Here is a 13,340-nt window from a genome sequence, read left to right as displayed (position 1 = left end):
CAGTCACCGAGCGTTACGAAAGAATGTTCGGGGAAGCACCTGATCTTTCAAGGTTCAATGCCGATCATCCCGTTGATTTTATTGTTGGTGGGGCTGCTAGCCAACGCATTGCAAATGCTTAGTGAGACAATCAATAAAAGTGTGGGTAGCTCCCTGAAAGTTGCTGGTAGGCGTGCTGGGTTAAAGCCCGGTGATATGATTAACGAGATAATATGGGAGTGAAGCATGGCTATCGAGTTTGATGTTGTTACAGATACTGCGACCCTGGCGGTGTTTGATTTGCAAGCAATACGCCATCGAACGAGTGATACATTTGATTGGTGGAGTATTCAAAGTGATGAAATTTCTGAAATGAACGAGGGTAATATTGCTTTTTTGAATTTGGGTGCGGATGGGCGGTATCAAGTAAAAGTTGTAGATAGTTTGGTTGCTCCAAGTGGTGGCGTTTATTTGAAGGTTCCTTCTGGTCAAGTTTTCATAGGCGCCGGAGAAGACACTTCTGGAGGGGGGCTAGAGCCTGACGGTTCGGATGCAGTACAAGGTGAGTTTATCAGTCTCGAAGCAGGAAATTACTATGTGGGCTACAAGGTCGAGGATGGGGGAATCTGTTTGGCTTTCTCACCATCTAATAAATTTAGGAATGCTTTAACAGATTCGATAAGGCTTGGTGCTTAGGGTTTGATGGAAGGTTTGGTGAGGTGGCGAGACGTCTGTTAGTTTGAAGAAGGCGCTCTTTAATAGAGGAAATGTAGGCGGCTGACGGAAGACGTCAGCTTTGCCCAGTAGTTGTATTGTACTTTATCGATTAAAGCGCCTGAGCCGTTAATCTTGAGTTGGTAATGACCGGGTAGATACAACCCACGAGCAGGTGTACCTGGTGTGCACCGAGGGCCGCCACTACATCCCTCGACAACCTGTTCTTCTACTTTGGTGAAGTGCCAAACACCAACACTAAAGTACCGTTGCAACGCATCGAGAACGTCCTCGGCCACTTCCTGCACTTCACCCGCACACCCGATGGCACGCTGACCGACATCAGCGCCACCGGCGGACGCTTCGGACCGGCTGATTGAAGAGGTGCGGGTAGATAACCTGACCCGGCGTTTCAGCTACAACGTCGGTGGCCATCTGACGCGACTGGATGAGATTGGCTATGGCGAGCATGCCGAACGGCCAGAGCGGCACACGCTGTTCGAGCGTGATGCCATTGGCCGCTTGATCGCCAAGATCAACAGCGATGCAACGCAGACATTCGCTTATGACGATGGCGACCGGTTGCTGAGCATCGAGCGGCAACCAACTGGGACAAGCAAGAAGTTTGGTATCACGGAAGAAAAGCTCAAGTACGCCTATGACCTGCTGGGCCGGCTGACGCAGGACATCACGCCCGACGGGACGCTGGGCTATGAGTACGACCCGCTCAGCAACCTGACCACGCTGACTCTGCCAGATGGCCGCAAGGTTAATCACCTGTACTACGGCAGCGGTCACCTGCACCAGTTGAACCTGGACGGCCAGGTCATCAGCGACATGGAGCGCGATGACCTGCACCGCGAGGTGTACCGCACCCAGGGCAAGCTCACCAGTTGCTTCGGTTATGACGCCATGGGGCGCAAGGCCTGGCAGTTAGCCTCGACCTTGCCGGCCGACAAGCTGTCGCAGGTTCACAACGCCGGCATCAACACGTCGTTGCTGGTCGAGCACGCCTACAACCCAATCCACCGCCGTTACCAATACGACCCGGCGGGTGAACTGGTGCGTACGCTGAACAAGCTGCGTGGCGAGATCAAGTACGAGTATGAAGCCAATGGCCAGTTGCGCAGCCGTGATACCGGCTCGCTGGTGGGCAGCGAGGAATTCCGCTACGACCCGGCAGCCAACCGGTTGGACTTCAATGCGCGGCAGTTTGCCAAGGTCAAGGACAACCGCATCAAACAGTGGCGGGACCAGGAGTACCGCTACGACCCATGGGGCAACCTGATCGAGAAGCGCTCGGGGCACAGCAAGCTGCAGCACTTTACCTATGACTGCTAGAACCGGCTGGTTAGGGCTGAGACGGTGGTCAATGGCAAGCTGGAGAGCCGAGGTGAATATCGTTACGACAGCCTTGGGCGGCGGGTGGCCAAGCGGGCTGAGATCAATGATGAAGTCGAACTGAAGCACTTTCTCTGGCAAGGCTTGCGGATGCTGAGGGAGGAAACGCCTGGGCACAGCATCTTGTACCTGTACGAGCCGGGTAGCTATGCGCCGTTGGCGCGGGTTGATCAGGTTGAAGGGGAAGGGCAGAAGGTCTATTACTTCCATACTGACCAGATTGGCACGCCGCTGGAGCTGACCGACTGCGACGGCACGGTCGTTTGGCAGGCGACCTATCGCTCTTGGGGGGCGATAGAACATCTAACTGTTAGTAAGGTTGAGCAGAACCTACGCTTCCAAGGCCAGTACTTTGATCATGAATCAGGACTGCACTACAATACCTTTAGATATTATGATCCGGAAGCTGGGCGTTTTGCTACTCAAGACCCGATTAGATTAGCAGGCGGGCTAAATTTATATTTTTATACGCTCAATCCCATCAATTGGATTGATCCGTGGGGGTGGTCTGGTGTAGACGGTAGCGGTCGTCGCTATCTAGTTCACAATATAGCGTATGGACCAGTATAGAGATGCCGCAAGAAATTCATAGTTTGAACAGGGGGGCACATTTCAAATATGCTAATGAAGAGCTATACAATCGTACGCTACAAGACCCTGAGCTTAAGGCTGCTTTACCCGCTGAAGTAGTGGAGCATATTCAACCCGGACCCAGAGGAGGCTTCAGTGACAGAAGCCCACCAAACCACTCTTGGCACCATAATGCTCAGTCCCCTAAAGATGTTGAGCTTATTCCGAGAGCGCAACACCAAGCGAAGGGACCGGTGCAAGCGAGTTTACATCCTAATCAAAAGGGTGGATTTAAGGCATTACAAAACACATCGTGCTGAGGTGGTTATGAGAGTTTATAGCATACGAGAAGTTCTAGAAAATCTGGATAAAATGCCGGACTCTTGGTTCTATTTGCCAAATAGCAATTGGACCCTGGTGAATCGCCCCTGGTTTCGTAGACACCTCCAAGCCTCATAATGAGGCCCAAATAGGAGGTGCCATGAGTCGTCAGCGTTACCCCGAAGAATTCAAGATCGAAGCGGTCAAGCAAGTGACCGAGAAAGGCAAACCCGTCGCCGATGTCGCCCAGCGCCTGGGCGTGTCCGTGCATAGCCTTTACGCCTGGATCAAGGTCTACAGCAAGCCCCAAGAGCAGCGTCAGCAAGACGACGATCAGCAGGCCGAACTGCGCAAGCTGCGCGCTGAACTCAAGCGCGTGACGGAAGAGCGAGACATCTTAAAAAAGGCCGCCGCGTACTTTGCCAAGGAGTGCGGCTGAAGTACGCCTTCATCAAGAAGCACTCGACTGATTACCCGGTGCGGCGCCTTTGCCAAACCCTCAAGGTGCACCCCAGCGGCTACTACGCCTGGCTGGCCGAGCCTCAATCTGCCCGAGCAAAAGAAGATCAACGTCTGCTTGGCTTGATCAAACACGCTTGGCTAGAAAGCGGAGGTGTATACGGCTACCGCAAAATTCACGATGACCTACGTGAGCTGGGAGAGGAATGCGGACGAAATCGAGTCGGGCGCTTGATGCAGGCGGAGGGGCTGCGTTCGCAAACGGGCTATCGGCGGCGTCCAGGGTTTTACGGTGGAAAACCAACAGTGGCCTCGCCCAACCACCTCGCGCGGCAGTTCAAGGTCAGTGAGCCGAACAAGGTCTGGGTGACAGATATCACTTACATCCGCACCTATGAAGGATGGCTCTATCTGGCGGTAGTGCTGGATCTGTTCTCACGCCAAGTAATTGGTTGGTCAATGAAGCCAAGGATGTGCAGCGACCTGGCTATCGACGCAATGTTGATGGCTGTGTGGCGACGCAAGCCACAGCAGCAAGTGATGATTCACTCAGATCAAGGTAGTCAGTTCAGTAGCTCAGATTGGCAAAGCTTCTTGAAGGCTAACAATGTAATCAGCAGCATGAGCCGGCGGGGAAACTGCCACGACAATGCCGTAGCCGAGAGCTTTTTCCAGCTTTTGAAGCGGGAGCGAATCCGACGAAAGATCTACACAACCCGTGAAGAAGCCCGAAGTGATATTTTCGATTACATCGAAATGTTCTATAACCCTAAACGCCGACACAGCAGTGCTATGCAGCTGTCTCCAATAGAATATGAGAAACGCTATTTCCTGAGCTTGGAGAGTGTCTAGGAAACCAGGGGCGATTCATGGATACAAAGGGTGCGTTCTCATTAGATAGTCGTGACTTTCCTCCAGATTCGACTGATTATCTCCCGCCGCAGGTGGCTAATGAAGGATGGATCGAGACACTAGACACTCCAATGATACAGGATGTAATTAATTATACGGACCAGCAGCTTCCCTCGGCCACTGTTGAGGATTACTTTGAAGCTTTTAAATACTATTTTGAAAATGACGCTTTTTTAGAATTCTAGATTGCAAGGTTTACTAGGAATTGTTTCTAGGGCAAGAAGTGGCAAAGAGCTTATGTTGAGCGCAAGCCAGACGGTGAAATGCTGCGTATTAGCCACCCGGACGGCACCACGGAAACCTTCACTTACAACGGCCTTGGCCAGGTGCTCAGCCACACCGATGGCAAAGGCCAGACCACCCGCCTGCTGCGCACTTCCCGTGGTTTGCCCAGTAACCGTCAGGACCCGAAAGGAGAGATGGTTCGCTACGGCTATGACAAGGCCTTGCGACTGACGTCGCTGGTCAACGAGAACAACGCGACCTACAGCTTTGCCTACGACGTGTCGGACCGGCTGATTGAAGAGGTGCGGATAGATAACCTGACCCGGCGTTTCAGCTACAACGTCGGTGGCCATCTCACGCGACTGGATGAGATTGGCTACGGCGAAAATGCCGAGCGGCCAGAGCGGCATACGCTGTTCGAGCGTGATGCCATTGGCCGCTTGATCGCCAAGATCAACAGCGATGCAACGCAGACATTCGCTTATGACGATGGCGACCGGTTGCTGAGCATCGAGCGGCAACCAACTGGGACAAGCAAGAAGTTTGGTATCACGGAAGAAAAGCTCAAGTACGCCTATGACCTGCTGGGCCGGCTGACGCAGGAAATCACGCCCGACGGGACGCTGGGCTATGAGTACGACCCGCTCAGCAACCTGACGACCCTGACGTTGCCGGATGGCCGCAAGGGCAACCACCTGCACCAGTTCAACCTGGACGGTCAGGTGATCAGCGACATGGAGCGCGACGACCTCCACCGCGAGGTCTACCGCCCCCTGAGCAAGCTCACCAGCTGCTTCGGTATGACGCCATGAGTCGCAAGGCCTGCCAGCTTGCCGAGACCTTGCCAGCAGACAAGCTATCGCAAGTGCCTAGCACCGGTAGCAGCGCAACTAACCCTCAATTGGCCAAGAACGCACGTGGCTCGTGACGGGCGTCGCGGGTCAGCGCAGCCAGCACCTGCAAGGGGTTCTGGCCCAGCTCGATGGCCAGGCCCAGGCGTATGCTGTCGATCACCCGCTGCAGGCGCACCGGGTCGTTGCGCTGGGCGCGGGTGATCAGGCGCTTGGCAACCACGCCAGCGTCATCGGAAAGGGTCAGCATGATGCTGCCGTCAAGGTTGGCAATGCTCAGGTTTACCCGGTATTCGGGGGCGAAGGCGGCGCTGATCTGCTCGAATGGATTGTTCATGCCTGAAGCCTGCAAAGGTGGACTGCAGAAATTGACCGGCCCGCACCCGGTTCGTTCAAGTAGGGCAATTGGCCATTAGCGCAACTACACTCCTTGCATCGCAGCCGCGACGCATGGCCAATGGCCGGCAAAGGAGTGCCCGTGCTTCCCTCATTCGCTGCCCGCCAGCGTGGCGCAATCGGCCTCATGGCAGTGGTTACCCTGGGCCTGGCGCTGTTGTTCATGCTGCTGGTGATCGACAGCGGCCGGTTGTACCTGGAGCAGCGCAAGCTGCAACGCATTGCCGACATGGCCGCGCTGGAGGCGGCCGGCCAGTATGCCGTTTGCACCGGCAGCGGGCCGCAGGCCACGGTGGTTGCCCGGGCGGCGGCCACCCGCAACGGCCATGCGCCCGGCAACCCGCTGGCGGCCAGCTGCGGCTACTTGCAGACCGGCGCCAACAGCCTGCGCACCTTCACCACGGACAACAACCGCACCGAGGCGATCCGGGTAGATGTGAGCAACACGGTCCCCACCAGCGTCGCGGCGGGGGTGTATAGCCTGGCACAGGGCACAGGGGTGCCGCTGACCACCACCTTGCACGCCCATGCGGTGGCATCGTCGCCTGTTCCACCGCAGGCCATGCTGAGTATCCGAACCACCCTGGCCACCGTCGATTCGCGACAGTCGGCGTTGCTCAATGCCCTGCTTGGTGCCTTGGGCGGTAACGTGCAGCTTGATGTGGCCGGTTGGCAAGGCATTGCCAGCACCCAGCTCAACGTGCTGCGCTACCTGGACCAACTGGCCATCGACCTCAACCTCAAGGCCGGTGACTATCGGCAACTGCTCAGCGCCGATGCTACCGCTACGCAACTGCTGCAGGCGGCGGTGAAAGTACTGCAGCAGAGCGGCGCGGCCGCCAACGTGGTGACCAACCTGGGCAAGCTGGCACTGGGTGCCAGCAACAGCACCTTGCTGCAGCTGGGCGATTTGCTCGACATCCAGAACGGCACCACGCAGGCCGGGCTGGATGCCAGCATCCAGTTGCTGCAACTGGTGCAGGGCGTTATCCAGCTGGCGGTCAGTGAAAGTGCGGCAACGGTGGACTTGCCGGTCAGCGTGCTGGGGCTGGTCAATGGCCGGGTCCGCCTGAAAGTGATCGAGCCGCAGCAGATTTCTGCGGTGGGTGACCCGCGCACCGATGAATTGCGGGTACATACCGCGCAGGTGCGGGCGATGATTTCGCTCGACCTGCCGCTGCTCGACTCGGTGTTCGGCTTGCTCAGTGCGGTACTCGACCTGGTCGGGCCGATCACCAATGTGCTCAACAACCTGCTGAGCCTGAACCTCGCCAGTACCTTGCAATCGGTACTGTGCCTGGTCGGCGTGCCGTGCACTGTCACCGATATCATCCTGGTCCCGGACAAGCTGTCGCTGGATATCGGCCTTGAGGTGGCGGAAGCGACCACGCGCCTCGACCCGCAGGCCCCAGGCACCTTCAGTTGTTCACCCAAGCGCCTTGTCACGCAAGCGCAAAGCTCGGCGGCCAAGGTTGCGGTGGGGCGTTTCGAGTCCAGCAATGCGTTCTTCATGAGCGGCACCACGGTGGTCAAAGCATTGCCATTGGTGGACATCGGTACCAAGCGGTGTACCCGGTTGCTGATACTGCCCGCCATCTGTGACGCCCGCATGCCCTTCACTGGAGGCGGGCTGGGCGTGCGCGTCAACAGCAAGGTTTTGGGCAGCGGGGCCGTCGAGCGCCCACTGGTGTTCCAGGCGCCCGACAGCGTGCCGCCCAACATCGGCCTCAGCCCTGCCTACCAGAGCATGCAAACCGCCAACAGCACGGTCGTCGGCAGCCTGGCCGAGACCTTGCAGGGCATACAGCTGGAAGCCTACAAACCCACCGTGAACAGCGGCCTAGGCGATGTGCTGGTGCTGGTTGGCAACGTGCTCGGCACGGTCAAAGGTATCGTCGAGCCCTTGATCAGGAACCTGCTCAGCCCGTTGCTCGACCCCTTGCTCAACGTGCTGCTCAAGGCCCTTGGCATCGACCTGGTCAACGCCGAGGTCGGCGCCAACCTCACCTGTGCCAACCGCGCTCAGTTGGCCTTGTAGATCGGCAACCACACTTCGAAGCAGGCGCCTTCGTTGCGGTTGTGCACCGCCAGCCTGCCGCCCATGGCATCGACGATGCCGTGGCTCACCGACAAACCGAGCCCGGTGCCGACCCCTGCTGGCTTGGTGGTGAAGAACGGCTCGAAAATGCGCTCGAGCAGGCGCGGGTCGATACCGCCGGCGTTATCTTCCACCAGCAGGCACAACTGCCCGTGCTCGATGCGCTGGCCTACGCGGATGTGTGGGTGGGCAACGCGCCGTTCCAGCAAAGCGTCCCGCGCATTGACCACCAGGTTGATCAGCACCTGCTCGAGCTGGTCCTGATGGCCAAGCACGTGCGGGCACCGCTCGGGCGCCTCGATGGCCAGCGTCACGCCTTTGCCGCACAAACCCTCGGCCAGCAGCCCCTGCGCACCGAGCACCGCCACCCAGGCGGCGAACACCTGCTGTTCCACCTCGGACCGCCGCCCATGGGTGCGCAAATGCTCGACCAGGCGAATGGCGCGCTCCAGCTGGTTGTCGATGCGCTGCAGCTTGCCTGTGAGGTACGGAACATCGGCGGCACCGCTTTCCAGGCGTTTCAGCCCGTTGACCACCGCCAGGCGCATGGTGGTCAATGGCTGGTTGAGTTCATGCACCAGCCCCGTTGCCAGTTCGCCCAAGGTGGCCATCTTGGCTGCCTGCAGCAGTTGCTGCTGGCTATGGCGCACTGCCGTGTTGTCGCGGGCAACTGCCTGGATCTCCACCAGTTGCCCGTGCTCATCGAACAGGCCACGCTCGGCCCACACCCACCAGGCGTTGCGGCGCCCCGGTAATTGCAGGCAGACCTCGGCACTGCTCAACGGCTGCTGCGGGCTCAGCGTGGCGAGGCGCTGCACGAACGCCGTGCGTTGGCTGTCGCTCATCCACTGGCCCAGGTTCATTGCGCCGAGTTGCTGTGGCGGGCACTCCAGCAGCTCGGCCAGCGGCCGATTGCCGAACAGCAATTGCAGCGCAGGCGTGTAGCGGCAGATCAGCGCGGGCGAGTCTTCCACCAGCGCCCGGTAGCGCTCCTCGCTCTGGCGCACGCGTTCGGCAGCCTCGGTGGCCTCGCTGACATCCAGCCACAGGCCCACGACCTCCACCGGTTGCCCCAGGTCGTCACGTAGCAGGCGGGCCTCGTCCAGTATCCAGTGATAGCCGCCGCGCTCATCACGCAAGCGGTAGCGGCTGCGAACCTGGCCGTCGCGCAGTAGCGTGCGCGTACGTTCCAGCCATAGCGTGCGGTCGTCCGGGTGCACCGCCTGGCCGGGCTGCTGAGCCAATTCGCCGTCTTTGGGCCAGCCCAGTAGCGGTGTCAGGCTGGCGCTGAAAAAATCACTGTGCAGCGCCCCGTCGGCGTAGCGCTGGATGTAGATCACCGCTGGCGAGCTGGCGATCAGGTTTTCCAGCCGGGCGCGGGCCGCCCCGGCCTGTAGCTCCTGGGCTTTCAAGGCGCTGATATCGAGCACGAAGCCCTGAACCTGGCGCCCGCGCAGCTGGCCGACCCACTGCAGCCAGCGTGGGCCCGCCAGGTCGTCGGCGGGCAACAGGCGCAGGTTCAGGTTCAAGGCGATGCCGTCGCGCAGTTGCGCCAGCGCCATGCGTGCAGCTTCGCGGTCGGCCGGGTGCAAACGGCCGAACCATTGTTCGCAGGTGGCATCCCGCGGCAGGCCCAGGCGTGATGCCAGGGCTGGGTCGAATGCCAGTGGCCCCTGCAAGGGCCATGACCACCAGCCAGCGCCCAGTTGCTGCTGCAGTTCATCCAGGTGGCAGGCGCGCTGCTGCAGCTGCTGCTGGCGCAGGCGGCTGAGCAGCGGTTCGACCAGCGCGGGCACCAGGGTAGCCTGCGCTTGGGGTGTGGGTGGCCTTGGTGCCCCGGCACACAGTAACCAGGCCTGAACACAATGGCCGTGCTGGTAGGGCAGGGCGACCAGCGGCAGGCCGGCAGCCGACGACTGCAGCAGCGGGTGCTCGGCCGCCAGCTGCCGAGCGGCGGCTGGCAACGTATGCAGCCAGGCACGCAGGCGCTCGTCGTCTGCCCAGGGCCAAACGGCATCGCTGCTGGCGTAGCTGTACCAGCCGCTGTCACCTGGCAGCAGCAGGCGCAGGGCCCCCGCCTGCCAGTGCTCGGCCAAGTGTTGCAGTTGAGCGGTTGTGGTCGGCAGCAGGTGCTGTTCGTCGCAGTCACGCATGGCACGGCCAAGCGCCAAGGCCAGGTGGTGCTGCGCCAGGTCATGGGCGTGGTTTTCGCGCTCACCCAGCAGGTCGCCGATATCGAACACCTGCAGCAGCCACCCGTCAGCCTGGCGCAGGAGCCAGCCGCGCGTATGCAGAGCAGTGCCGTGCACGGTCACGAAGTCCAGGTCCAGCGGCTGCCCCTGCCAGTCCGCCGGGGCGCCTTCGAGTACCAGCCAGCTATGCCGTTGCAGGTAGTCATGCACCCGCGCGGCGTGGTGCGGGCTTGCCGGCAGCAGCGTGCGCAGCGGCCCGGCCAGGCGCAGCACGTGGCCTTGATCATCCAGCCACAATTGCAACCCGGTGGCTGGAGGGTGCTGTTCTGCCGGCAGCGGGGCCTGGCCGCCGAGCCAGCGTTCGAACAGGCCGTTCACAGTTGCAGGCTCGCTTCGGCACGCAGCCGGTCGGGTAGGCGCGGTACCTCGCCAATCAACGGCAGCACCAGCATGGGCAGCACATGGGTGAGTTTTGCCTTGGGATAATCGATGGCTACCGTCAGCAGCTTGTCGGTGCCCAAGGTAACCTGTGCGTCGCTGGCTGGCTGGAAGTCGAAGGCAGCAGGCAGCCACTGCAACTGCTGGCTGATGACCTGGCGGGCCAGGTTCTGCACATCGTTGGTGTAGCTGGGGCTGTCCGGGTCCAGCGCCACGCACCGGCGCACCGCCTCGGCGCTTGCCTGGTTGAACGATTGCAGCATGAGCATGGGCAGGGAATAGCTGACAAGGCCGTAGAACACGGCGAAGAAGATCATGAACACCGCGGCGAACTCGATGGCTGCCGCACCGTGCTGCCGTTTTGCCGGGCCTGCTTTCATGATTGCGTCTACCCTGACCATGTGTCCTGAACAACAGCATAGAACCGATCGACGAACAGGGATGGCCAATTGCCCATGCACAGCTTTGCATTGCTGGTCTGGCTAGCGTTGTGCGCCGGGCAGGATGCCCGCGAACGGCAGATAGCCAATGTACTGACGCTGGGTGCCGCAACCCTTGCGCTGGCCTGGTTGCTGGCCACAGGGCGCAGTTGGCTCGGTGCCCAGGGCAGTGATGCGGCGCTGGCGTTGTTCATCGTGCTGCTGCTCACGCTGCCGGGCTACGCGCTGGGGCAGTTCGGGGCCGGTGACGTCAAGCTGCTCGGTGCGTTGGCGCTGGCCAGCAGCGTTGCTCACGTGCTGGTCACTTTCATTGCTGCGGGGGTGGTGCTGGTGGCCTGGCAACTGGTTCGCCGAGGTGCGCGACAGCCGCGGCAAAAAAGGCCGTTCGCGCCCTGTCTGCTGGCAGGCTTTGCCGTCTCACTGGCCTGCCTGGGCTGAGCGTTGACGACACGGCAAGCCCCCGCTAATTGTTGCGCTCGGTCATCTTGGTCCAGCGGTAGAAGTCGGGGATCTCGTACTTGTAGGTATCCAGCCAGCGCTGCATGGACTGGTCGCGTTCCCGCGCCGTTTGTACCTGCAGGTGGCGCGAGGCCTGTGCGCCGCTGGACTGCACACGCAGCAGCCGCTCGGTGGCCGTTTCATCCTGAGGGCTCGGGCGCGGGTATTGCTCGGCGTGCAGCGCCGCGCTACCCATGCAGCAGGCCAGCACCATCATGTACCTGATCATGTTCACCTCCCAGTTTCAATTGACCATCGGCTGCGATGCCTGGGCCGAGGCGACCGGGCCTCGGCCACCGGCCTTGATCTGCCCGGCCCGCGCCTTGGCCGCGGCAAACTGCCGGGGCTCAAGCTGCAAGCGGCCGACCAGGTCGGTCGCCTGCTGCCAGTTGTCCTGGAGCAGCGCCAAGGTCACCAGGTTGATCGCAGGCAGGGGGTTGTCGTCTTTCAGCTCGATGGCCGTCAGCAACTCGAAGCGAGCCTGCTCGTAACGCCCCAGGTTCATCAGGACCACGCCCAGGTCATTGCGTACGCGTTCATCGGTAGGCGCCAGGCGTACTGCACGCTGCAGGTTCTGCAAGGCCTGGATGTCGTCGCCACGTGCCGCGGCCAGTTGGCCCAGGCCATGCTCGCCTTCGGCAGCCAGGCAGCCGCCCAGCAGGCTGCGGTACAAGGGTTCGGCCTCGCCAAGGCCAAGCAGCCGGGACACTTTGGCCTTGCGCAGGCGCACCTGGTCGAGGGTGTCCGGCAGTTGCTGCAGGTGCGCAAGGCTGGCATGCGGGCGGCCGTCATTGAGCATTTCGTCCGCCAGGTTCAGGGCCAGTTGCTGGTCGGCGTCCGGCTTGCTGCAACCGGAGGCGGTGAACAACGAGCGCAGGTCTTGCGGCTGTTGCCCGGCGCAGCCGCTCAGCAACACCAGGCATGCGCACAACACGACTGTCTTCATCCCGCTTTCCTCAGGGGCTCAACGCCCGCGCCAATGCAGAGAAGCCTGGCCCGGCAAGCACGATCAGCAGGGCCGGGAACAGGAATACCATCATTACCGCCGACATTTTTGCCGACATCATCGACACCCGTTCTTGCAGGCGGGTCAGGCGGCGGTCATCGAGCAAGGCTTTGAGGGCCAGCAACGACTTCATTGCGCCGCTGCCCTGGGCCAGCAACTGGCGCAGGATCACGCAGGTGTCGGTGAATTCCTCCACCGCCAGTACCTGTGCGGCCTTGTCCAGCTCCGGGCCCAGCCCCAGCCCCGAATCCACCCGCTGCAATACCTGGCGCAGTTCTTCACTGATGTTCGGAATCAGTGTTCGCCCTTCCTGGCTCAGCAGGCGCAGTGCCTGCTCGACCGCCAGCCCGGTTTCGAACAGAATTCGCAGCATGGGGATCATCAGGCCAACCTCTGCGGCAATGCGCTGTTGGCGCCGGGCGGCAGCCAGGGCCAGCAGGCGCTTGGGCAGCAGGTAGGCGGCGCCCAAGGCACACAATGGCCAGACCACCCAATGGGCGGCGGCAGCGCCTTTGAAGCCTTGCTGCAATAGCAGCGTCAGTACCACCGCCAGCAGTGGCAGGCCCAGTTGCACGGCGGCGAACAGCGCGCGCTGGCGGCTGCGACGCCAGCCTATACGCTCGAGCAGCGCCTGGCTTTCACCGTCGAACTTCTGCAGCCGCTGCCCCCAGGGGCTACTGCCCAGCCAGTGCAGCCAGCCCTCCAGGCGCTCGGCACGGGCCAGGCGCCCCTGTAGCCTTCGCGCCACCAGCACCCGGGCCCGCCATTGGCGAATGGCCTGCTGGGCAAACAGGCCGGCGGCGATCAGCAGGCACAGGGCGCAGATCAGCATGGCCATGT

General features: G+C 60.9%; 11 protein-coding genes and 2 pseudogenes. 7 read left to right on the top strand and 6 right to left on the bottom strand.

The window, feature by feature from the left end; all coding sequences use genetic code 11:
• The first annotated feature begins 225 nt into the window (after positions 1 to 225).
• From AACG97_RS23500 to AACG97_RS23475, 5 genes and pseudogenes are all read left to right on the top strand, one after another.
• Positions 226 to 675: a DUF6386 family protein gene (locus AACG97_RS23500; protein WP_082438003.1), complete on the top strand. Its 450-nt coding sequence runs from the start codon at positions 226 to 228 to the stop codon at positions 673 to 675.
• Positions 676 to 1,050: 375 nt separating this feature from the next.
• Positions 1,051 to 2,604 (top strand): annotated as a pseudogene (locus tag AACG97_RS23495) (RHS repeat-associated core domain-containing protein); the annotation flags it as partial.
• 541 nt (positions 2,605 to 3,145) lie between these two features.
• A protein-coding gene (locus tag AACG97_RS23485) for an IS3 family transposase (RefSeq protein WP_182275479.1) occupies positions 3,146 to 4,296 on the top strand; the annotation gives its coding sequence in 2 pieces (ribosomal slippage) (positions 3,146 to 3,380 and positions 3,380 to 4,296; 1,152 coding nt in all).
• 17 nt (positions 4,297 to 4,313) lie between these two features.
• Positions 4,314 to 4,541, top strand: coding sequence for a DUF7716 domain-containing protein (locus tag AACG97_RS23480; RefSeq protein ID WP_225785924.1), 228 nt, complete (start codon positions 4,314 to 4,316; stop codon positions 4,539 to 4,541).
• 234 nt (positions 4,542 to 4,775) lie between these two features.
• Positions 4,776 to 5,461 (top strand): annotated as a pseudogene (locus AACG97_RS23475) (hypothetical protein); the annotation flags it as partial.
• 17 nt (positions 5,462 to 5,478) lie between these two features.
• Here the strand turns inward: AACG97_RS23475 and AACG97_RS23470 are convergent.
• Positions 5,479 to 5,769, bottom strand: coding sequence for a DUF3509 domain-containing protein (locus tag AACG97_RS23470; protein WP_009684480.1), 291 nt, complete (start codon positions 5,767 to 5,769; stop codon positions 5,479 to 5,481).
• A 141-nt stretch (positions 5,770 to 5,910) separates the two neighbouring features.
• Between AACG97_RS23470 and AACG97_RS23465 the strand changes: the two genes are divergently transcribed.
• Entirely contained in the window at positions 5,911 to 7,866 is a 1,956-nt protein-coding gene (locus AACG97_RS23465; RefSeq protein WP_225785925.1) for a pilus assembly protein TadG-related protein, read from the top strand.
• On the opposite strand, the gene AACG97_RS23460 is transcribed toward AACG97_RS23465, so the two are convergent.
• A complete protein-coding gene (locus AACG97_RS23460) occupies positions 7,851 to 10,496 on the bottom strand; it encodes a PAS domain-containing sensor histidine kinase (protein ID WP_054881997.1) in 2,646 nt (881 codons plus the stop codon). The two genes, AACG97_RS23465 and AACG97_RS23460, sit on opposite strands and share 16 nt — an antisense overlap.
• Positions 10,493 to 10,936, bottom strand: coding sequence for a TadE/TadG family type IV pilus assembly protein (locus tag AACG97_RS23455; RefSeq protein ID WP_033690841.1), 444 nt, complete (start codon positions 10,934 to 10,936; stop codon positions 10,493 to 10,495). Before AACG97_RS23455 ends, AACG97_RS23460 begins: the two co-directional genes overlap by 4 nt.
• Positions 10,937 to 11,011: 75 nt before the next feature.
• Between AACG97_RS23455 and AACG97_RS23450 the strand changes: the two genes are divergently transcribed.
• Positions 11,012 to 11,434, top strand: coding sequence for a prepilin peptidase (locus AACG97_RS23450; protein WP_009685009.1), 423 nt, complete (start codon positions 11,012 to 11,014; stop codon positions 11,432 to 11,434).
• A gap of 25 nt (positions 11,435 to 11,459) precedes the next feature.
• Here the strand turns inward: AACG97_RS23450 and AACG97_RS23445 are convergent, their stop codons facing one another.
• From AACG97_RS23445 to AACG97_RS23435, 3 genes are read right to left on the bottom strand one after another with little or no spacing between them, the layout of a single operon-like run.
• Positions 11,460 to 11,723 carry a DUF3613 domain-containing protein gene (locus tag AACG97_RS23445; RefSeq protein ID WP_009685010.1) on the bottom strand — a complete coding sequence of 88 codons (264 nt, stop codon included), beginning with the start codon at positions 11,721 to 11,723 and terminating at the stop codon, positions 11,460 to 11,462.
• Between the two features lie 15 nt (positions 11,724 to 11,738).
• Positions 11,739 to 12,440, bottom strand: a complete 702-nt coding sequence (locus AACG97_RS23440; protein ID WP_009685011.1) for a tetratricopeptide repeat protein — start codon at positions 12,438 to 12,440, stop codon at positions 11,739 to 11,741.
• Between the two features lie 10 nt (positions 12,441 to 12,450).
• Positions 12,451 to 13,338 carry a type II secretion system F family protein gene (locus AACG97_RS23435; RefSeq protein ID WP_054881996.1) on the bottom strand — a complete coding sequence of 296 codons (888 nt, stop codon included), beginning with the start codon at positions 13,336 to 13,338 and terminating at the stop codon, positions 12,451 to 12,453.
• Between the last annotated feature and the right edge of the window lie 2 nt (positions 13,339 to 13,340).

Source organism: Pseudomonas sp. Nvir (assembly GCF_963778085.1).
In the GTDB taxonomy this organism is placed as follows: domain Bacteria; phylum Pseudomonadota; class Gammaproteobacteria; order Pseudomonadales; family Pseudomonadaceae; genus Aquipseudomonas; species Aquipseudomonas juntendi.
Note: the sequence above shows the minus strand (reverse complement) of the source record. Positions and strands in the feature narration are given on the sequence as shown.